Annotated in this window: 19 protein-coding genes; 5 read left to right on the top strand and 14 right to left on the bottom strand. The window is 64.6% G+C overall.

Annotated features, from left to right (window positions below):
- The first annotated feature begins 195 nt into the window (after nt 1-195).
- From NED98_RS10675 to NED98_RS23300, 4 genes are all read left to right on the top strand, one after another.
- Nucleotides 196-816 (top strand): RNA polymerase sigma factor, encoded by a 621-nt coding sequence (locus NED98_RS10675; protein WP_265312963.1) that lies wholly within the window; start codon nt 196-198, stop codon nt 814-816.
- Nucleotides 813-1904 (top strand): FecR family protein, encoded by a 1092-nt coding sequence (locus tag NED98_RS10680; RefSeq protein ID WP_265312964.1) that lies wholly within the window; start codon nt 813-815, stop codon nt 1902-1904. Before NED98_RS10675 ends, NED98_RS10680 begins: the two co-directional genes overlap by 4 nt.
- Nucleotides 1905-1999: 95 nt before the next feature.
- Nucleotides 2000-4558, top strand: a complete 2559-nt coding sequence (locus tag NED98_RS10685; RefSeq protein ID WP_265312965.1) for a TonB-dependent receptor — start codon at nt 2000-2002, stop codon at nt 4556-4558.
- Entirely contained in the window at nt 4555-6729 is a 2175-nt protein-coding gene (locus tag NED98_RS23300) for a prolyl oligopeptidase family serine peptidase (RefSeq protein WP_265312966.1), read from the top strand. The genes NED98_RS10685 and NED98_RS23300 overlap by 4 nt, the downstream gene beginning before the upstream one ends.
- Here the strand turns inward: NED98_RS23300 and NED98_RS10695 are convergent.
- On the bottom strand, nt 6726-8453 hold the full coding sequence (locus tag NED98_RS10695; protein ID WP_265312967.1) for an asparagine synthase-related protein: 1728 nt from the start codon (nt 8451-8453) through the stop codon (nt 6726-6728). The two genes, NED98_RS23300 and NED98_RS10695, sit on opposite strands and share 4 nt — an antisense overlap.
- Entirely contained in the window at nt 8450-8878 is a 429-nt protein-coding gene (locus tag NED98_RS10700) for a lasso peptide biosynthesis B2 protein (protein ID WP_265312968.1), read from the bottom strand. Before NED98_RS10700 ends, NED98_RS10695 begins: the two co-directional genes overlap by 4 nt.
- 12 nt (nt 8879-8890) lie before the next feature.
- Between NED98_RS10700 and NED98_RS10705 the strand changes: the two genes are divergently transcribed.
- Nucleotides 8891-9070, top strand: coding sequence for a hypothetical protein (locus NED98_RS10705; RefSeq protein ID WP_265312969.1), 180 nt, complete (start codon nt 8891-8893; stop codon nt 9068-9070).
- Between the two features lie 89 nt (nt 9071-9159).
- Here the strand turns inward: NED98_RS10705 and NED98_RS10710 are convergent, their stop codons facing one another.
- The 12 genes from NED98_RS10710 to trbB all read right to left on the bottom strand — a co-directional run bounded on the left by NED98_RS10710 (nt 9160) and on the right by trbB (nt 18968).
- Nucleotides 9160-9297, bottom strand: coding sequence for a hypothetical protein (locus NED98_RS10710; protein WP_265312970.1), 138 nt, complete (start codon nt 9295-9297; stop codon nt 9160-9162).
- 224 nt (nt 9298-9521) lie between these two features.
- Nucleotides 9522-9737 (bottom strand): DUF2274 domain-containing protein, encoded by a 216-nt coding sequence (locus tag NED98_RS10715; RefSeq protein ID WP_265312971.1) that lies wholly within the window; start codon nt 9735-9737, stop codon nt 9522-9524.
- The gene (locus NED98_RS10720; RefSeq protein WP_432423315.1) at nt 9737-10990 is read right to left on the bottom strand and encodes a TraB/TrbI/VirB10 family type IV secretion system protein; all 1254 of its coding nucleotides are present in this window, start codon (nt 10988-10990) and stop codon (nt 9737-9739) included. The genes NED98_RS10715 and NED98_RS10720 overlap by 1 nt, the downstream gene beginning before the upstream one ends.
- A complete protein-coding gene (gene trbG, locus NED98_RS10725; RefSeq protein WP_265312972.1) occupies nt 10987-11979 on the bottom strand; it encodes a P-type conjugative transfer protein TrbG in 993 nt (330 codons plus the stop codon). Before trbG ends, NED98_RS10720 begins: the two co-directional genes overlap by 4 nt.
- Nucleotides 11976-12659 carry a conjugal transfer protein TrbF gene (trbF, locus tag NED98_RS10730; RefSeq protein WP_265312973.1) on the bottom strand — a complete coding sequence of 228 codons (684 nt, stop codon included), beginning with the start codon at nt 12657-12659 and terminating at the stop codon, nt 11976-11978. The genes trbG and trbF overlap by 4 nt, the downstream gene beginning before the upstream one ends.
- A 3-nt stretch (nt 12660-12662) precedes the next feature.
- On the bottom strand, nt 12663-13952 hold the full coding sequence (trbL, locus tag NED98_RS10735; RefSeq protein WP_265312974.1) for a P-type conjugative transfer protein TrbL: 1290 nt from the start codon (nt 13950-13952) through the stop codon (nt 12663-12665).
- Complete coding sequence (trbK-alt, locus tag NED98_RS10740) at nt 13949-14191, bottom strand: putative entry exclusion protein TrbK-alt (RefSeq protein ID WP_265312975.1); 243 nt, start codon at nt 14189-14191, stop codon at nt 13949-13951. Before trbK-alt ends, trbL begins: the two co-directional genes overlap by 4 nt.
- Complete coding sequence (gene trbJ, locus NED98_RS10745) at nt 14188-14907, bottom strand: P-type conjugative transfer protein TrbJ (RefSeq protein WP_265312976.1); 720 nt, start codon at nt 14905-14907, stop codon at nt 14188-14190. The genes trbK-alt and trbJ overlap by 4 nt, the downstream gene beginning before the upstream one ends.
- Nucleotides 14904-17381: a conjugal transfer protein TrbE gene (gene trbE / locus NED98_RS10750; protein ID WP_265312977.1), complete on the bottom strand. Its 2478-nt coding sequence runs from the start codon at nt 17379-17381 to the stop codon at nt 14904-14906. The genes trbJ and trbE overlap by 4 nt, the downstream gene beginning before the upstream one ends.
- Nucleotides 17378-17650, bottom strand: a complete 273-nt coding sequence (locus NED98_RS10755; RefSeq protein WP_265312978.1) for a VirB3 family type IV secretion system protein — start codon at nt 17648-17650, stop codon at nt 17378-17380. The genes trbE and NED98_RS10755 overlap by 4 nt, the downstream gene beginning before the upstream one ends.
- On the bottom strand, nt 17650-17985 hold the full coding sequence (locus NED98_RS10760) for a TrbC/VirB2 family type IV secretion system protein (protein WP_265312979.1): 336 nt from the start codon (nt 17983-17985) through the stop codon (nt 17650-17652). The genes NED98_RS10755 and NED98_RS10760 overlap by 1 nt, the downstream gene beginning before the upstream one ends.
- Complete coding sequence (gene trbB, locus NED98_RS10765) at nt 17982-18968, bottom strand: P-type conjugative transfer ATPase TrbB (RefSeq protein ID WP_265312980.1); 987 nt, start codon at nt 18966-18968, stop codon at nt 17982-17984. Before trbB ends, NED98_RS10760 begins: the two co-directional genes overlap by 4 nt.
- Nucleotides 18969-19460: the final 492 nt, after the last annotated feature.

The following is a 19460-nucleotide window of genomic DNA, read 5'->3' on the forward strand; positions in this document are numbered from 1 at the left end:
TCCGATCGGCATGAATCATGTTGTTTCAACGCCATGACCCTGGCTGTCAGGGCGTCTCGATCATAGCCAGGCATCAAGAACGACAGACCAGGACGGTCCGTCGGCCGCAGGATATCATGGCGCCGTTTGTCGCCTGATGGCGGCATCGCGCTGGTATTGCGGCAGTCCGACATCGTTCGGGCTGGACAATGCCGCGTGAGGTTCGTTTTCGTGCCCTTCTCGCCCTGCCCGCCCGCACCGCCGAACCGGCCGCCGCGCTCAGTATCGTCCGGCTGCCACAACAGCCTGTCGGATGCGATCGCGCTCGAGGCCGACCCGCTGCCGGTGCCGACACTCGAGGAGACGTTTCGCGCCGAGCGCGACCGGCTGCTACGCTACCTCACCCGGCGTGTGGGAAGCGAAAGCGCGCCTGATCTGGTGCAGGAGGTATTCGCGCGCGCCGCCGGCAGCCAGCAGGCCTCGCAGCTCGCGAACCCGATCGGGTTCATCAGACGGATCACCCGCAATCTCCTCATCGACCGGGCACGCCGCCGCGAAAGAAACAACATTGTGATGTTTCCATTGGACGATGAGCGCGAGCTGAGCGTTGCGCCGGAACAGGGACTGGCAATCGAGGCGGAGGATCTGCTGCGGATCTACAATGACGCCGTCGCCAGCTTGCCAGAAAAGACGCTTCGCGTATTCCTGATGCGCAGGGACAAGCAATTGTCATATCAGCAGATAAGTGAAGAGCTTGGCATCGCGATGGATACGGTCAAATATCATATGACGCGAGCGAACGCCTTCATTGCGGCGGCCGTGGAGGAACATCGATGACCGACGAGGCGTCGCACGACGACCTTCCATCATCGCCGCTTCTGAGACAGGCGGCCGGCTGGATCTCCGACCTCTCCTCCGATCCTTCCGAGCAGAATATCGCGGGCCTCAAGGCGTGGTATGCAGCGTCGCCGGAGAACCGCAAGGCATTCGCATCGGTGATGTTCTCGGCCGACATGCCGAACGCGATTCGCGCGCTGATCGAGGCCGCGCTCGGCCGAAAGTTCAACATCCTTCCCGACCTGCCAGGGGTCAGCCCGGAGATGTCGCAGGAACGCGCAGGTCACGCGCAAGGTACGCCCTGGGGACCGGGTCGCCCTGAGACCGCAGAACCGTCGCGAGGCGCCGGGAACGGCCGGCGGAAGATCTGGTTCGCGACGGCCGCGGCCGCGGCAATTGCGGCAGCTGCAATCGGTCTTACCTCCAATCCGATTTCCGACCTGATCGCGTCACCGGCGACTGCAGAAAGCTTCAGAACCGGCCATGCCGAGATCCGCTCCTATTCGCTGTCGGATGGGACCGACATCACGCTCGATTCCGACAGCCGGGTCGAAGTGACGATCGACCGTACCCGTCGTCACGCGCGTCTCCACAAGGGGCGCGCGCGGTTCATCGTGAAGGACGATCCCCGCCCGTTCGCGATCGAGGCGGGTGGAAGGGAGGTCGTCTCGAAAGCCGGTACGGTCGACGTCGAACTCGACGCTGCCAGGCGCGCTGATGTTCGGCTACGCGCCGGATCTGCTGATCTGAGCACCGATGCAGGCACGACCAAGGCATTGGTGATCAATCAGCCCATCGTCTACTCGCCCGAGAATGTCACGCCGACTGTTCTGGCGGCGCCTCCCGCGGATACGCGCGACTGGCCGGCTGGCTGGGTCGAATACCGGACGGTAGCGCTCGGAACGCTGATCGAGCAGGCCAACCGCTATGCAAAATCGCCGATCATCCTCGATGATCCGGAGCTCTCGAACCTCCAGGCAACCGGTCGTTTCAGGCTCCTCGATACCGAGGCATTTGCGAAGCATATCGCGGAGCCGTTCGGACTGCGCGTCTCGCGGCGCAGTGACGGAATACATTTGAGCCGATGAAAATTCTTTAGCGGCGGCCACCCCCGACCGATTGCTGGCGTCAACTTCCTCTTCGCAAGCGAGCCGACCGTGCTCGCCGACGACGGAGGGGAATGATGGCGAAAAGTCGGGGTCAGTTGATGGCGGCGTTGATGACGGGTGCGGCGCTTGCGCTGGCGCCGACACCGTCATCCGCGCAGGATCGCGAAGTTTTTCAGTTCGATTTTGCCGCGCAGGATCTGAGCGCCACACTTCGGTCAATCACCGCGAAGGCCGGATTGGAGCTCTATGCGTCGGCCGAGGATGTCGCCGGGATCACTGCCCCCGACCTGCACGGGAGCTTTACCGCCGAGGAGGCGATCGAGCGCCTACTTCGCGGCACGAGTCTTTCGGTCCGGTTCGACAAGGGCGCGGTGATCATCCGGCGGCAGGTCATGGCGCGATCGGAGGCGCCATCGGCTCTTCAGGGTGATGTGGTGGTCACCGGAACGCGTATTCAGGGGGCGGAGATCGCGGCGCCGGTGATGACGGTGACCGCAGCCGATATCCGCAAGGCGGGGCAAGCGGATCTTGGCGAGGTCACCCGCAGCCTGCCGTTCAATTTCGCCGGGGGGCAGAGCCCGGGGATCGGCACCAGTCAGGGCGCCGCCAATAGCAATGTGAACGGGGCGTCGTCGGTCAACCTCTTCGGATTGGGCCCGAACGCGACCCTGACGCTGCTCGATGGTAACCGGCTCAGCTATACCGGCATCAACGCCGCGGTCGATATCAGCGCCATTCCCGTTGCCGCCGTCGAACGCGTCGAGGTGGTCGCCGACGGCGCGTCGGCAATCTACGGTGCCGACGCGGTCGCGGGCGTGGTCAACGTCCGGCTGAGACGTGACTATGACGGCGTCTCGGTGATGAGCCGCATTGGCGCGGCAACCGACGGCGGGGATTTCCAGCAGCAATATAATGTGGTCGCCGGACACAAATGGGCGAGCGGCGGCATCCTCGCGACCTATGATTATCTGTCCAATGATCCGATCTATGCCGCGCAGCGGCGCTATGCAGCGAAGATGGCGTCGGATGCGACGCTCTACCCGGGGATCATACGCCACAGCGGGTTGATCCGGCTGTTCCAGGACGTTGGCGATCGTGTCTCCTTCTCGCTCGACGCGCTTTACAAGGACAGCCGGCAGGACATCATTCAGGGCTTTGTCGCGGGACAGCCGCATTTTGCGTTCGGCGCCGATGCGCATGCCATATCGACCAATTTCTCGATCGCCCCGAATGTTTCGGTCAAGGTTGGCGGGGACTGGGTCGTCAGGCTGACCTCGTCCTATGCACAGGACAAGACGGATATCGCCTCCAGCGTCTATTCGGCAGGATCAATCATTTCGAGCGGCACGCGGCGCTACAACAACAAATCGGCCTCGATCGAACTCGGCGGCGAGGGCTCGATCATCGATCTGCCCGCTGGCCCGCTTCGCGCGGCGGTCGGGATCGGTCACCGCTATATCGGGCTCGATCTCGTCGGCACCAATGCAGGGGTCGTCCTTCAGCAGCTTGATCGGCATCGCAACAACGACTTCGTCTACGGCGAGCTCTATCTTCCCATGCTCTCGGCCGACATGCACTCATCGTTTGGCCGCGCGCTCTCGCTCAGCGCCGCCTTCCGTTACGAACGCAATACCGGCGTCGGCTCGGTCGCACTTCCCAAGCTCGGCCTGATCTACACGCCGTTTGACGGGCTTACCTTCAAGGGAACCTGGGGGCGCTCGTTCCGTTTGCCGACCTTCTACCAGCAATATCTCGGCTATGCCGCGGTACTCGACGACGCGACTTATTATGGCGCGCGCTATCCGGCAGGAACCACCGCGCTCGTATTGAGCGGCGCCGGGCCGAACATGAAGCCCGAGCGGTCAAAAAACTGGACGATCAGCGCGGAGATCAAGCCCGCCGCGCTTCCCGGCCTGTCGGCGACGGTCAGCTATTTCAACTTCGACTATAATGATCGCGTCGCCACGCCGGCGATCTCGTCACGCGGCATCATCGACAATCCGATCTACGCCTCGCTCGTCACGCTCTCGCCGAGTGCCGCGCTCCTTCAGGCGGCGATCTCCGGCGCGACGGTCGGGCTGCAGAATGCGACCGACCAGCCTTATGATCCGGCAAATGTCGTTGCGCTGATCGACGACCGTGACCGCAACGTCGCGCACCAGAATTATCACGGGGTCAATCTCGCGATCCGCTATCTGGCCCATCTCCCGCAGGGACAAACGCTTGGCTTCTCCGCCGACGGCACGTGGATCGCCAGCACCCAGCAGTTGCTCCCCGGCCTGCCGACCGTCGACCTCGCCGGAACAATCTTCAATCCGCCGCACTGGCGAGGGCGGTTCGGTGTCAGCTATGGGACCGATACGCTGTCGATCGCGGGCTACGCCAATCTCTCGTCGCATCTCACCGACAATCGCACCACAGCGGTCTATCGGTTCGCAGGCCCGTCGACCTTCGACCTCGCCGCACAATTCAAAGCCGGGCACGGGTTCGAGCTCGGCGCGACGATCAACAATCTGTTCAACCAGAGGCCGAAGGCCATCGTCACCGGCTCGGCCTATCAGACGCCCTTCGACACGACCAATTACTCGCCGATCGGCCGCTTCATCTCCGTCTCGGTGCGCAAGTCGTGGTGAGGACGAGCCATCTTGCGGCGATTTCGCTTCTCACTCTCGCCCTGCCTGCCGGTCCCGCTCCAGCTACCGCCGAGCGGGCTGTTGAAGGGCGCGTGTGGACGCTCGACGACATGGTCGAGGTGCCCGAGGTCAAGGATCTCGCGATCTCGCACGACGGCACCCGCGCCGCCTATGTGCTGCGCACGGTCGATGTCGCAAAGGACCGGCCGCAATATGAGCTGCATGTCGTGGATATCGGCGCGCGCCGAGACAGGGTTGTCGCGACATCGGTGCTAATGACACGGCTCAGCGCGCGCCCCGGCCGCGCGACATGGAGCGTGCTGGCGAATTTCGGAAAGGGCCTCAATCTCTACGAGGTCGGCGACGATGCAGGCATCGCACCGATCGTCGAGAGCCGGACCGATGTGCTGGTCGGCAACGCCGATGGCGCGAATTTCGGATATGATGAAGTCGGGCCAATGCCGGTCGGCGTCGCATTTTACGACTGGTCGCCCGATGGGACGCGGCTGTTCTACACGACCCTGGAAGCCGAAGAGGCCGCAAGCCGCGTCATCGGTGGAGCGGACGTTACCGATGCCAGCGCCCAGCGACGCTGGAGGCCCAGGGTGCGTGTCCGGCTCCATTTGCGCGGCGGGAACGACAAGCCCGTCGAAATTGCCTCGGCGCCGGCCGAGGATCGCGTTGCACGTTACATGGGCGCGTTTCCGCATTGGGCGAGCGATCACCTCGACTATGCGCTTCAGGCGGTGAACAATCCAACGCCGTCGGTCTGGCATTATCGGTGGGAGTTCGGCGGGGCCAAATCGACGCTGCTCCCCGGCGCGCCCGAGCTGATTGGGGGCGATGCGCCGACCGGCCCCAACGAGGGAAAGATCCTCGTCACGCGTACAGGAGATGAGGCCCGGCTTATCGAACGCGTGCACAATGGCGCCTCGTTTGATTATGGCGCGATGAATGTCCAGCTGCTGGGCGATGGTGCCAACGGGTCATGGCGCACAGCCGATGGCATTGTCATGCTGTCAGTTCGCCTCATCGATGAAGCCCGATTTGGTCTGGTGCGCCTCGACCGCCGCGGGAAAGCGACGATCCTGCCGGCGAAGGACAGCTTGCGGCATTGCGCATTCACCCGCGACGCGCTGCGCGGCGTTTGTATCCGCGAGGGGCTGGTCAAATCGCCCGAGCTGGTCGCGGTCACCACCGCGTCGGGCAGGATCGATCCGGTATCTCAGATCGCGCCGCACTATGTCGCGATCGAGCCCCTTCAATTGGCCGAAAGAAGCTGGAGCAACAGCTTCGGGTTCAAGAACAATGGCTTCATCATCTATCCGCGCGGCTACCGGCGTGGCGTGCGCTATCCTGCGATCATCGTGACCCACTCGCCGGATGCCGATCAGCGTTTCGCGTCGCCCGATCTGGTCTGGAGCTATCCGGTCTATCTTCTCGCCGAGCGCGGCTATGTCGTCTTGCTGGTCAACGATCCGCCGGTCTCCCAGAGTCCGATCCTGCAGAAAGCGCAGGAGACCTGGAACAGCTGCGATGGCCGGACGCCGCCGTGGGAGGTTCAGCGTTTGACCTGGCTCAACACCGTCGAGAGCTACCGGAGCCTCATCAACTTGCTGAGCACCGAAGGCTTGATTGACCGCGAGCGGCTGGGGATCGCGGGCTATAGCGCGGGATCGCAGATGGTGAATGTCGCTGTCACGCAAAGCAATCTGTTCAAGGCCGCGTCGAGCGGTGACGGCGCCTATCTCGAACCGGCCGCGAACCGCTACCTGCAATGCAGCTATCAGGCGGTTTATGGCGGCGCGCCGGGCGATCCCAAGGCGATGCCCAATTACCTCGCGCTCGCGCCTTCCTATCGTGCGCGATATGTGACGACACCGGTCCTGCAGCAGCTTGCCGAACCACGCGTCGGCGCGGTCGATTTCTATCAGGCGCTTCAGAGCGCAAACGTACCGGCGGACATCACGCTCTATCCGGGCGAGACGCCGGGCGCCGACGAAACCCATCTCTTCCACATTCCATCCAACCGGCGCGCGGCGCTGATCGAAAATCTCGACTGGTTCGACTTCTGGCTCCGCGGCATTGCGCCGACTTCCCATCCGGAACGCGCGGCGCGATGGGAGAAGATGCGCGCACAAAGCGTGACCGCCCGAAAGGCGACGGATTAGCCGTCCTCCCAGTGTCGCGCCCACGTGTCGGCGGCGAGCAACGCGAGCAGCCGCTGCGGATGAAGCGGATGCTGTCCGCCGCCTGACCTTGCATGATCCGGAATCTCCGCGGCGGCGATGATCCCATGGTCCTGGAGGAAGCCGGATCGCAATTCGTCCAGCACCATGGCTTCATTCTGGCGGTAGAGCCGATCGACGAACCCGCTCGGCCCGCCGCCGCCTCGACGGTCGAGCAGCACATCGGGTATGACGCCGCGAAACGCTTTGCGCGCGAGTGCACGGTCGACCCCTCCACTGACCCAGGCCCAGGATGGGACCTTGAGACACAATTCGACGATCGGCTGCGAAAGCAATGGCGCGATCGACGGCGGATAGGCCGCGCGACTATGGAAACCATCATTGCCCAGGGCGCGGCGCAACATCCTCACATGGGCGTTCGCGCCGGGCAGCACCTCGCGCCTGGGCTCGAGCCAGGGATGAGGTGTCACGCGCTCGAAAGCAGCCGCGAGCCGAGCAGGGTCGAGGAATGTCTGATCGATGCTGCTTACACGGCGCGAGCGCCGCGCAAGGCGGGCGACCACAGACCGACCGATCGTGAATATGTCTGCATTGGTAAGCCGGGCGATATCGCGAATAGTCGCGGCAATCGACCGAGGCCTTGATCGCGCGAGGATCCGATCGACAATCGGCGTGACCGAATTGAGTGAGCAGAAGACGTTGTCTCCGCCGTTGCCGGAAAAGAAGGCATCGATCCCCTCCTCGCGGCGCATCCGATCCCGAACCTGCGCGATCGGCTGAACGTAATGCGCCAGGAATGGACGCGGGCTGCCTTCGACAATCGGTTTCGCGAGGTCGACCGGCCAATCGCCATAGGCCTCCACGGTGAGCGCTATTCCGAAGGCCTCCGCCGCCATCGTGGCAAAGGGACGCTCGTCGCCGCCGGGATCGGGCCCGTACATGGAGACGCCGCGCGCATTCGCGGCCCCGGCGGCAAGTCCCGCTGCGACAATGGTCGAATCGAGCCCGCCCGACATTCCAAGGAGGATGGACTGGAAGCACTCCCCCCAGCTCCGAACGGCATCATTGACGGTCTCGCGCAGGTCGAGCGCCGCATCCCCCGGACCGGCCGTGCCAGCGCCTATATGATCCCATGGGGACCATAAGCAGGTTTCGATTGCCTGCTGCGCCACCAGGTCGAGCGCATAGCCGGGCAAGAGCTCCGACACCCCGGCGAGACAGGTTTGCTGCCCCGCGAAGTGAGGTGACGACAGATAGACCGCCAGTGCGTCGGGATCGACGCGGAGCCCGTCCGATCGACTGAACGGCGGGCGGCCCAATTCGGCCGCCAGGACAAATTCACCGTCGATCCGGCGCCAGTAAACCGGCAGTGTCCCGCTGGGATCACGAATGATCCTGGTTATGCCCGCCGGGATATGAAGAAAGGCGACATAGCCGCCCCAATAATCTCGCATCAGTGAGGCGCCCCGCGACGCGAGAATCGCCTCGACTTCGGGCTGTGAAAAGGAGCTGACGCGGCGACTGGGTCGCGTTCGTGTGAACAGATGGCCGATGAGACAGCTGCGGTCGCCGATCGCGACGCAATGTTCGCTTCCCCAGACGTGGACCCGCTCGCTCGAAAACACTCGCGGGAGACCGTCCACTCGCTCATCGAGCGCCACAGGCTCACCGTGATGGGTCCTGGCGATGAAGCGCGGTGCGCTCATATCGCGAGGATCGGGGTAAATGACGCGACATGCGCGAGCGGATCGCTCACCACGCGATCCTCGCACTGGACCCAGCAATGCGCGGCGAATGGCAATTGCACCCCGAACACGATCGTCGGGTGGTGACCGGTGCGCCGAAGCAGATTGGCTATTGCAAAGCTGCGCGGCAGACATTTGTCCGCGGACGGAAGGATATATTGAGCGTGATAAAACGCCGCGGCGACCGCGGCTTCGTCAATTGACGCGTGGCGGCGCTGGCGCGCCGCTCTAGCCTTTGCCGCCCGCGCTGCATTCACCGTCGCGAGCAATTGCCGTCGCGGCACGAGGAGCGAATAGCCGATCTGCAGCGCGACCGCGCGTGCCAGAATGGTCAGCGAGGACCGGGAAGCTCCGGTATGGATGAGGCTCGACCGGGCCTGCGGCATTTCCCGAGGCGCGTGCGGCGTGCCGGAATTCTCGGGCACGTCGGCAACTATTCCAAGCTGGGTGAGCCTTTGAAGATCGTCAGCCGTGGCATCGCCTGCAATGAAAGCTTCGAAGCTTCGGGTCGCGCCGCCGGACAGGAGAAAATAACGATCTGCCGCGACGTCAAGAAAGACTGGCGTCCCGCCGACTGAAGCGTGGTGGAGGTCGTGCCTGATCTTGAGCATAGAACGCCCTTACGTGAGCGGGGCGCGCCGCCCGGCGGCGCGCCCCGCAAGCGGCTTCAGTCGTCGTTGCTGAGGCCTTCGCGCTTGTGGAAGAGGATGCCGTCCGTATCGAGCACGCCGGAAGGATCCCCACCACGCGTCAGGACGGTGGCTTCGCCGAGGTCGACGACGTCTTCAATGTCAATGCGATTCATTGTCATTACTCCTTTCATATGCGACTCTCGATGTCGCAAATGAAGGCTGGCGCGATTGACAACCGCCTTCCAGTTTATAATCCGATTATAATTGAATATATTCACCGCTACTCGATACGTTGTTTTACTTTCCGGAAACCATCATTGCACGGAAGGCCAAAAATATCCTTCTTTGATTATTGATCTGAAAATACCACCACTTTGGATATTTCGCAGACCTCCTCTCAACGCCGTTTGCGCGTGAAGGAACGATCGCTGGCCATGAAGTGGGCAATCATCACCGGGATGAGCCGCTCAGGAGGCAAGGGATGGTTGAGTCCATTGTCCTCGGCGTGAGCGCGCGCATAGGCAACGAGATCGCGGTGGATGGCCGCCGGCAACTCGACCGCAACCTTGACCGGCTTGTCGTCCTCGATCGGACCGAGCTTCAGTTTCGCCATCAGCGACCTCCTTCAACGGATTCGAGGATCAGATCGCGGGTCAGCAGCACCCGAACCGGATAGCCGGGCCGGATGGTCAGCGTTGGCGGCACATTCATCTCGCGCTGGACGAGTTGGCGCCCGGTCTGATTGACGGTGTCCTGCGTCCCGTAGCGCAACGCGCGCGTCAGCCTATCGTCGTTCCCAGTGAAAAGCTCGCTCCCGACCCCGAGCAAGGTGGAGATCGCCGCCGCACGCAGCATATTGCCCCAATGATGATTGGTGCGGTCCTGAAGCCCCGCCATACCCGCCGGGTCGACGCCGGGCTGGCGGTCAAGCTGGATCGAGCGTCCATCGGGCAGGATGAGCCGCGTCCAGGCGAGCAGCACGCGGTTCTGACCGGCTGAGATCTCGCTGTCATACTCGCCGAGCAGCCGCGCGCCCTGCGAGATCAGGAGGATGCGACCGGTCGGGCTGTCGTAGACGTTCTGCGTCACCTGGGCACTGACCTGCCCGGGCAGATCGGAGCGTATTCCCGTGATCAGCGCGGCCGGAATGAAAGTCCCCGCCTGCAGGATGTTCGGGGATGTCGGCGCGACAAGCCGTTCGGCGCTTTCGTTCGCACCATTCGTCTTTCCTTCAAGAAAGGCACGCCTTGCGGATTGTCCAGCTGCAGACACCGCCGGCAGGGAACTACCGGCACCGCTCGGGCGGTTCGAAGCGTCGGCGTCAAGACCGGGGCCGGATGCGGCAATGCCGCTCTCCGCTATCGACGGATTTCCACCGCCCAGAAATACCCGGCTGTTGCGCGCCGCGTCCTGCTCCTGCGCCATTCGCTGCCTTGCCTGCTCGGCCGCGGCGAGGTGTGGATCGGGCTGGCCGGCACCAAGCTGCCCCCCTTGTTGCGCGGAGAGGATCGGGCGGCCAAGGTCACCTGGAAGCGGCGCTCCAAGTTTCGGCACCTTCGAATAATCATCCGGCGCGCCGGTCACGACCTCGGATTTTGTTCTCCCCTCGCCGCTCGTAGTCCGCTCGGGTGATGCGGCTGGAGGCCGATGCTGCAACGCATAGGTCAGTGATCCGCCGATCCCAAGACCGGCACCGATGCCAATCACCGCGAGGACCTTGCGCGACAGGCGGACGACGCGTGGCGCCGGCGGGCGCAATCGGAATGCCTCCGCGTCGCTGCGCGCGGGCGATTCCGGCACCGTTTCGACTGGCGGAGCGGCCGAAGGCTCAGGCCCTTCCCTGCCCGCTTCTTCCAGCTCGCTCACGGCCGCCCCCGTGGACGCCGGCCGCCTTCGTCGCGGACGATCCGGACCCGCAACTCGCCCTTCCCGGTTCCCAGCCGCAGCTCGGCTGTACCGAACAAGCGGTCGACCACCATATAGCGGCCCTGCACCCTGTAATTGACGAGCTCGGCCTTGCCGTCGGCGCCAAGCACGAACAGCGGCGGCATGTCGGTCACGCTGGTGAGGTCCGGGAATTCGATAAAGGCCTGGCGACCGTCATCGAAGGCGCGGACCGGGCGCCAGGGCACCTTGTCGCCACCGATGCGATAGCGGAAATTGAGCGTCGCCGGATCGAGGCCCCCGGCGATCGGCGCCGCGCGCGCGGCTTCAGCGGTGGCGGCACGAACGGCGATGAGCTCGTCGTGCGGATAGGTCCAGGAGACCGCCGCCATATAGGTGGCCGGGGTCGCCCGCATCTCGAGGTGATAGGTGCGGCGCGCGGTGTTGATGACGAGGTTGGTCACGAGATCGGCGCGGGTGGGCTTCACCAGGATATGCACCCGCTTGGTCGCGCCCGTCCCGCTTACCGTATCGCCGATGATCCAGCGGACGGTGTCGCCGGCGGCGACCGGCCCCGGGCCGACCAGTTCTTCGCCTTCCTGAAGCGCGATGTCGGTCACCTGCCCGGGTGCCGCATAGAGCTGATAGAGCGCACCATCGGCATAGGGATATTGCTGGATGGCGTTGAGCCAGCCCGCGCGCTGCGGCTGCACCCGGGCGATGGCGTTGGCGCGGACCACGCCGTCCCTTGGGTCAGTTGGCGCCGCTGCAGATCGCGGCGGACCGATCGGTTTCAATTGACCGGGCAGCGGAAGCGGAACCGGCACGGTGACGATCTCGACCGGTCCCCGCGGCTGGGATGCCGGTGAATCGGCCGGCGCCGCCTGCGCGGACGCAGCAATCAGGACCGGCAACGAAGCAATTGCGAGAATGAGCGGGCGGCGTCCGCGATCCGGTGAAAGCGTCGTCATTGGCTGAGTTCCTTCGACCAGTTGAGGGCATCGACGAAAACGCCGAGCGGATTGCGCCGCAGGCCATCGGGCGTCCGTGGCGGTTCGATCACCACCGTCAGGATCGCCGACCAGCGTGACGTCGCGGCGAGCGCGCCATCCTGATAACGCCGCTCGACCCAGGCGACGCGGAAGCTGTCGCGCGACGCGCGAATGACGCTCGAGACGTCGACCGCCACCTGGACCTTGCCGACACTGGCGAACGGGTCGTTGGAGCGGGCGTAATCGTTGAGCGCGACCGCGCCCTTGTCGGTGGTGAAGTCATAAGCTCGGAGCCAGTCCTGCTTGAGCACGATCGGGTCCGCGGGGATGGCGCGGACATGCTCGATGAACCGCGCAAGGTGGAAGGCGATCTGGGGGTCGCTCGGTCGATATGAAGCCTCGGCCGGCGCCACCGCCTGCGCCTCGCCGAGCTTGTCGACCTCGATCACCCAGGGAACGATGGTCCCACGCGCCGATTGCCAGACGAGCCCGCCGGCGAGGCCGCCCGAAAGCGCGAGGCACCCGAAGAAGGCGAGGCGCCAGTTCTTCGCCTGGACCCGTGCGGACCCGATGCGATCGTCCCAGACCTGCGCGGCGCGCTGATAGGGAGTGACCGGCTCGGGCGTCAGTCCGTAACGCGTCGATGGACGTCGAAACATGCATCAATCCTTCTGAGAGAGATCGGGGCCGGCGCCGCCGCCGTGGCTGTCGCCGGACTTGAGCGTGTGACTGGCGACGGAGGCGCAATGCGACACGGTCTGCCGGCGCTTCATCGCCTTGGCCCAGGCGGGCGGACCGTCGCCGCCGGTCGTCGCGGGCACCGCGACCGCATCTCCTGCTGCCGCCGCCTTTCCCGCTTCGAAGTTCGAGCGCAGCGCTGCCGCGGCCCTGCGCAATGGAGAGGCAGCGGTGTTACCCGCCGCTCTGCCGATATTTGCGACACCGCCCACAACGGCGGCGCCACCGCTCTTTCCGGCTGCGCCGGCGCCATAAGCACCCGAGGCGGTCCCGGCCGCGCGCGCGACACCCAAGGCCGCGGCGCCAGCAGCACCGCCTGCGCCGGCAACCGTCATCCCGGCCATTGCCGCGCCGCCACCAATGACTGCGCCAGCGCCAAGAGCGGTGCCTACAGCGGCTCCCGCGCCAAGCTGCGGTCCGCCGGTGACGATCCCATTGGCGATGCTCGGCCCGAAGATGCCCAGCCCGAGCAACGTCAGCGCGGCGAGCGCGAGCGTCATCGCCTGATCGATATCTGGAACGGTGGCGATCGGACTGTTAGTGAACTGGCTGAACAATGTCGTGCCGATGCCGGTGATCACCGCCAGCACCAGCACCTTGATCCCCGAGGAAATGACATGGCCGAGGACGCGCTCGGCCATGAAGGCGGTGCGGCCAAAGAAAGCGAAAGGCAGGAGGATGAATCCCGCCAGCGTCACGAGCTTGAACTCGATGATGGTGACGAAAATCTGCACCGCGAGGACGAAGAAGGCGAGGACGACGATCAGCCAGGCGAGGAACAGGATCAGGATCTGGACGATGTTGACGAAGAATCCGATCGGGCCGGCGAGGAGATAGATCGCATCGGTCAGCGGCTTCGCAGCGGTGAGGCCGGTCGCAGCGATGGTACCGGGCTTCATGAAGTCACCGATCGCGAGGCCGCTCCCGCTTGCCTTCAGGCCCAGGCCGGCAAAGCTCTGGAACAGGATCGTCGCAAGGTTCGAGAAATGACCGATGATATAGGCGAAGACACCGATATAGAGCGTCTTCCTGATCAGGCGCTGGAGGACATCCTCGTCCGCGCCCCAGGCCCAGAACAACCCCGCGATGGTGACGTCGATGATGATCAGGGTCGACGACAGGAACCCGATTTCACCGCCGAGAAGCCCGAACCCGCTGTCGATGTAGCGACCATAAACCTCGAGGAAGCGGTCAATCACGCTGGTGTCGTTCATCGCCTGTCATCCCGAAAGAAGCGCCGACGCTCGGCCTCCCAGGCGGCCGCGCAATCGGCATCGGGCGCGGCAAGCGTTCGGCAATGCGCCAACCGCAGCCGGTCGACCTTTGGCGTCATCACCGGCAGCTCGTCGGTCGCGCCGGGTGCTGGCGGTCGCCGGAGCGCCATGCCGACGAGGCAAGTGCCGATCAGCCCGGCCACGACGGCAAAGCCGACGATTTTCGCTGACGCGATCATCTCTTGAAGAAACGACGCAGCCGCTCGCGCGCCTCCGCTTCCTCCGCAGCGTTTCGCGCCGCTTCGAGCGCCTGCGCCCTTCCCTGCGCGGCGACTGCCGCGCTGAGGTCGGCGAGTTGCTGCGACTGGAGCGCGAGAAGCTGATTGCCTGCCTGGGAGGCCTGGAGCGCACCGGTCGCCGATTGGCTCGCGGTGACCAATGTCTCGATCGAGGCCCGTGCGCCGTCGAGGTTGCCGACAACCCCGGCCTGGACTTCAAGCGCATCCTGATAGGCGCCAATGCTGTCCTGCCAACGGGCATTGGCATTGGCGACCATCTGGCTGCTCGACGCGGTGAGGTTCGCGCCATTGTAGCGCTGGGTGAACGCCTGCTGGATATCGCGGACGCGATAGGCGATGCGCTGCGCCTCGGTGAGCAGCTGGCGGGTCTGGTTGATCTGGTTCGTGAGCGTCGAGAGCGTCGAGACCGGCAGGCTTGCAAGGTTCCGCGCCTCGTTGATCAGCGACTGCGCCTGGTTCTGGATCTGGCGGATCTGGTTGTTGATCTGCTGCAGCGACCGCGCCGCGGTGAGAACATTCTGGGCATAATTGGTGGGGTCGTAGACGATCCCGCCAAGGCCGAATTGGGCGGATGCCGGCACGGGGATTGCCGCCAGCGCGAGGCCCGCAACGGCGAGCGCGGCGGGGAGCAGTCGATGGCGAGAGGGCGCAATCATTGGTCGGGCTCCTTGAGGTCGAGGGGAAGCGGATCGCCGGTAGATTCGATCGGGGCCGCAGCGGCGATGAGATCGGCGGCCCAGCCGAGGCCGCGATGCCGGAGCCATGCGGACGCGAAACCTTGCCGGCCATGGCGCGCCACCAGTTCGGTAATATCGCGCTGATCGGTCCTCGATGAGGCGGCGGCGAAGGCGAGCGCAACGTCGCCGAGTCCCAGGTCGAACAGGCGATTGCCGCGGCGGGATTGGCAATAATAGTCGCGCTTGGGCGTGGCGCGCGCGAGGATATCGATCTGCCGCGCATTGAGCCCGAAACGCTCGTAGATGCGTGCGATCTGCGGTTCCGCGGCACGTTCGTTGGGCAGGAAGATCCGCGTCGGGCAGCTTTCGATGATCGCCGGGGCGATGCTCGAAGTCTCGATGTCGGCGAGGCTCTGGGTCGCGAAGACGACGCTCGCATTCTTCTTGCGCAGCGTCTTCAGCCATTCGCGCAGTTGCGCGGCGAAGGCCGGGCTGTCGAGCACAAGCCAGCCTTCGTCGATGATGATGAGGGTCGGTCGGCCGTCGAGCCGGGCTTCGATGCGGTGGAAGAGATAGGCAAGGACAGCTCGAGCGGCAGCCGAGTCGATCAGGCCTTCGGTCTCGAACGCCTGTACGCTCGCCTGGCCGAGATGCTCATGTTCGGCATCGAGCAGCCGCCCCCAGGCGCCGCCGACGCAATATGGTGCAAGCGCCTGCTTGAGCAGCTGGTTCTGGAGCAGGACAGCAAGGCCCGTGATCGTGCGCTCGGACGACGGCGCCGAGGATAGCGAGGTCAGCGCGGCCCACAGCTGTTCCTTGGCGCCGGGATCGATTGCGACGCCCTCGCCGGCGATGATGGCCACGACCCACTCGGCGGCCCAGGCGCGTTCGGCCACCTGGTCGATACCCGCCAGCGGCTGCAGCGCGACATCGGAGCCGAACTCCGCATGGAGGAGGTTGTCGCCAAGGTCCTCCCAGTCGCCGCCCATGCCGAGCACCGCGGCGCGGATCGAGCCGCCGAAATCGAATGCGAAGATCTGATTGTCGGGATAGCGCCGGAACTGCAGGGCCATCATGGCAAGCAGGACCGATTTTCCCGCGCCGGTCGGACCGACGACGAGCGTATGCCCGACATCGCCGACATGAAGCGAAAAGCGGAACGGGGTCGAGCCTTCGGTCCTTGCATGAAACAAGGCGGGCTTGCCGAAATGCTCGTCCCGTTCCGCCCCCGCCCACACGGCGGAGAGGGGGATCATGTGGGCGAGATTGAGGGTGGAGACCGGCGGTTGCCGGACATTGGCATAGACCTGCCCCGGAAGGCTGCCGAGCCAGGCTTCGACCGCGTTCAAGCCCTCGACCATGCAGGTGAAATCACGGCCCTGGATGACCTTCTCGACCCGGCGCAATTTCTCCGAAGCGAGCGCGGGGTCCTGGTCCCACACCGTGACGGTTGCGGTCACATAAGCGATGCCGGCGGTATCGGCGCCCAGCTCCTGCAGCGCGAGGTCGGCGTCGACCGCCTTGTTGGCGGCATCGCTGTCGGTCAGCACCGACGCCTCGTTGGTCATCACCTCCTTGAGGATCGCCGCGACCGACTTGCGCTTGGCGAACCATTGCCGGCGGATCTTCGACAGCAGTTTCGTGGCATCGGTCTTGTCGAGCATGATCGCGCGGGTCGACCAGCGGTAGGGAAAGGCGAGCGCGTTGAGTTCGTCGAGCAGCCCGGGAAAGGTGACGCTGGGGAAGCCAGTGATGGTGAGCGTTCGCAAATGATGCTCGCCGAGCCGCGGCTCGAGCCCGCCGGTGAGCGGCTCGTCGGCAATGAACGCGTCGAGATAGGCCGGGACCTCGGGCACGCGGACGCGCTGACGCCGGGTCGAGACGGTGCTGTGAAGGTAGGTCAGTGTATCGCCGTCATCGAGCCAGCCGCTCTCGGGCATGAAGCCCTCGACGAGGTAGAGCAGCCGGTCGGTGCGATCGATGAAATTGCGGAGCAATTCCTGCGCATCGACGCCATCACGCGCGCGGCCCTCATAGAGCCAGCTTTCGGCGCGCGCCGCATCCTCGGCCGGCGGCATCCACAGCAGGGTCAGATAATAATGGCTCTCGAAATGAGCCCCCTCCTCCCGAAACTGCTCACGCCGCTCGAGATCGACGAGCCGCGAAACGTCGTCGGCGAAAACGGACTCGGGGTAATCAAGCGCGGGCAGCCTTTGTGCCTCGACGAACACCGCCCAGCCCGATCCCAGCCGGCGTAGCGCATTGTTGAGCCGCGCGGTCACCGCGACGAGTTCCGACGGGGTCGAGCTGTCGAGATCGGGCCCGCGGAACCGCGCGGTGCGCTGGAGCGCCCCGTCTTTGTTGAGCATCACGCCGGGCGCGACCAAAGCCGCCCACGGCAGGAAATCGGCAAGACGCGCCGCATGGCCGCGATATTCCGCGAGGCTCATCATGGCCGCAGCCAGGTTGGATATTTGAGATGCCGGCGCGCAACCTCGACGAACTGCGGGTCGCGACGCGCCGACCAGACGCCAAGCGCGTGGCCGATCGCCCAGATCGCGAGGCCGACAAGCCAGAGCCGCAAGCCAAGTCCAACCGCGCCGGCGAGCGTCCCCGTCAGGATGGCGAGCGAACGCGGCGCCCCGCCCAAGAGGATCGGTTCGCTCAGCGCGCGATGAACCGGCGCGAAATAACCCAAAGGCGGGTTGTCGGCCTCCGACATCATACCAGCGCCCCGCCCGCGAAGCTGAAGAAAGACAGGAAGAAGCTCGACGCCGCGAAGGCGATCGACAGACCGAACACGATCTGGACCAGGCGGCGGAAGCCGCCCGCGGTCTCACCGAAGGCGAGGCTCAGGCCTGTCGTGATGATGATGATCACCGCCACGATCTTGGCGACTGGTCCCTCGATCGACTGCAGGATCGAATTGAGCGGGCTCTCCCAGGGCATCGACGATCCCGACGCCCAGGCCGACCCGGCAAGAAACGGCAACGATACCAAGGCGACTGCGCTGTCCTGGAACAGGTGGCGTGCATGGCACCGCATCGATGCGGTCATGAGGTTTCTCCGATGTTGGGGGTGGCAATGGAGGACAGGCAATAGTCGCCGGTGAGAGGGTCGAGCCCCTCGACGCGCGCCAGCTCGCTGAGCCGCCGACCCGAACCGTCTCGCACCAGCACAGCGATGAGGTTGATGGTCTCGGCGATGAGCGCGCGCGGCACAGAGACCACCGCTTCCTGGATGAGCTGCTCCATCCGGCGCAGCGCGCCGATCGCGCTCCCGGCGTGAATCGTGCCTACACCGCCGGGATGGCCCGTTCCCCAGGCCTTGAGGAGATCGAGCGCTTCAGCCCCGCGCACCTCGCCGATCGGAATGCGGTCGGGACGCAGACGCAGCGAGGACCTGACAAGATCCGAAAGCGATGCGACCCCGTCCTTGGTGCGCATCGCGACAAGATTTCGTGCCGCGCATTGCAACTCGCGCGTGTCCTCGATCAGCACCACCCGATCGTCGCTACGGGCGATCTCGGCCAGCAGCGCGTTGGTCAGGGTGGTCTTGCCTGTCCCCGTCCCACCGGCGACGAGAATATTGGAGCGCGCTGCAACTCCTTCTCGCAAGACTGTGGCCTGCGGCAGAGACATGATGCCGGCATCGGCATAGTCGTCGAGCGTGAAGACAGCGACCGCGGGCTTGCGGATCGCAAAGGCCGGTGCCGCGACGACCGGCGGCAGCAATCCTTCGAACCGCTCGCCGGTATCCGGCAGCTCGGCCGAAACGCGCGGCTGTCGAGCATGCACCTCGGTCCCGACATGATGCGCAACAAGGCGGATGATCCGCTCGCCATCGGCGGGCGTCAGGGTGGTTCCGCTGTCGGAAATGCCCCCGCCCAGGCGATCGACCCAAAGCCGCCCGTCGGGGTTGAGCATCACCTCGATAATCTGGGGGTCTGCGAGCCACGCAGCGATCGACGCGCCCATCGCGGTGCGCAGCATTTTTACGCCGCGGACAATCGCTTCAGATCGGAAGGGCTCGGTTGTCATCACATCCCCGTTCGAACCGCCTGGCCAAAGCGCCCGGCGCAACGGGGAGAATTAAGAGACGGAGCAATTCGCCAGCCGCAACAACTATTTACGCATTGCAAAAGAAGGCGAAGAAATAGAAGCTCTGGCGTAAAAAGTCTGCGTATGGGCCTTACGAATGAGCCACGATTGAGAAGCGGTGGCAAATGGCTAACGACGAGAGGCGAAACCGCGCGCGAATGCCTAACCGGCGGCTTGAGACCATCTCCGGCACCCCCCAATTCCATCGCGAATGTCCGTTGTGAGCGAAGCTGTCATTCGCTGGCTTTCTAGTGGCCGGTCAGCAAGGCGCCTCATTCTGACCGATCCGAACTCCTAACGTCGATCGAGTTACCCTCGATCTGCGTCACGTCGGTGGACGCATTGTTGGCAGCTACGAAAGAACTTTGCCTGGCGGTTGGCGTTCCGCCCCCTGGTCAAGTGTAGACGATCTGCATTGACCACCACCTGGCA

The sequence above is a fragment of the Sphingomonas lycopersici genome, from assembly GCF_026130605.1.
Taxonomy (GTDB): domain Bacteria; phylum Pseudomonadota; class Alphaproteobacteria; order Sphingomonadales; family Sphingomonadaceae; genus Sphingomonas; species Sphingomonas lycopersici.

What these genes read in the sequence shown, in the direction of transcription:
- NED98_RS10680 (WP_265312964.1), top strand. Translation starts at nt 813, where the DNA reads ATGACCGACGAGGCGTCGCACGACGACCTTCCATCATCGCCGCTTCTG.
- NED98_RS10685 (WP_265312965.1), top strand. Translation starts at nt 2,000, where the DNA reads ATGGCGAAAAGTCGGGGTCAGTTGATGGCGGCGTTGATGACGGGTGCG.
- NED98_RS10695 (WP_265312967.1), bottom strand. Translation starts at nt 8,453, where the DNA reads ATGAGCGCACCGCGCTTCATCGCCAGGACCCATCACGGTGAGCCTGTG.
- NED98_RS10700 (WP_265312968.1), bottom strand. Translation starts at nt 8,878, where the DNA reads ATGCCGCAGGCCCGGTCGAGCCTCATCCATACCGGAGCTTCCCGGTCC.
- NED98_RS10710 (WP_265312970.1), bottom strand. Translation starts at nt 9,297, where the DNA reads ATGAATCGCATTGACATTGAAGACGTCGTCGACCTCGGCGAAGCCACC.
- NED98_RS10715 (WP_265312971.1), bottom strand. Translation starts at nt 9,737, where the DNA reads ATGGCGAAACTGAAGCTCGGTCCGATCGAGGACGACAAGCCGGTCAAG.
- trbG (WP_265312972.1), bottom strand. Translation starts at nt 11,979, where the DNA reads ATGACGACGCTTTCACCGGATCGCGGACGCCGCCCGCTCATTCTCGCA.
- trbF (WP_265312973.1), bottom strand. Translation starts at nt 12,659, where the DNA reads ATGTTTCGACGTCCATCGACGCGTTACGGACTGACGCCCGAGCCGGTC.
- trbL (WP_265312974.1), bottom strand. Translation starts at nt 13,952, where the DNA reads ATGAACGACACCAGCGTGATTGACCGCTTCCTCGAGGTTTATGGTCGC.
- trbK-alt (WP_265312975.1), bottom strand. Translation starts at nt 14,191, where the DNA reads ATGATCGCGTCAGCGAAAATCGTCGGCTTTGCCGTCGTGGCCGGGCTG.
- trbJ (WP_265312976.1), bottom strand. Translation starts at nt 14,907, where the DNA reads ATGATTGCGCCCTCTCGCCATCGACTGCTCCCCGCCGCGCTCGCCGTT.
- trbE (WP_265312977.1), bottom strand. Translation starts at nt 17,381, where the DNA reads ATGATGAGCCTCGCGGAATATCGCGGCCATGCGGCGCGTCTTGCCGAT.
- NED98_RS10755 (WP_265312978.1), bottom strand. Translation starts at nt 17,650, where the DNA reads ATGTCGGAGGCCGACAACCCGCCTTTGGGTTATTTCGCGCCGGTTCAT.
- NED98_RS10760 (WP_265312979.1), bottom strand. Translation starts at nt 17,985, where the DNA reads ATGACCGCATCGATGCGGTGCCATGCACGCCACCTGTTCCAGGACAGC.
- trbB (WP_265312980.1), bottom strand. Translation starts at nt 18,968, where the DNA reads ATGACAACCGAGCCCTTCCGATCTGAAGCGATTGTCCGCGGCGTAAAA.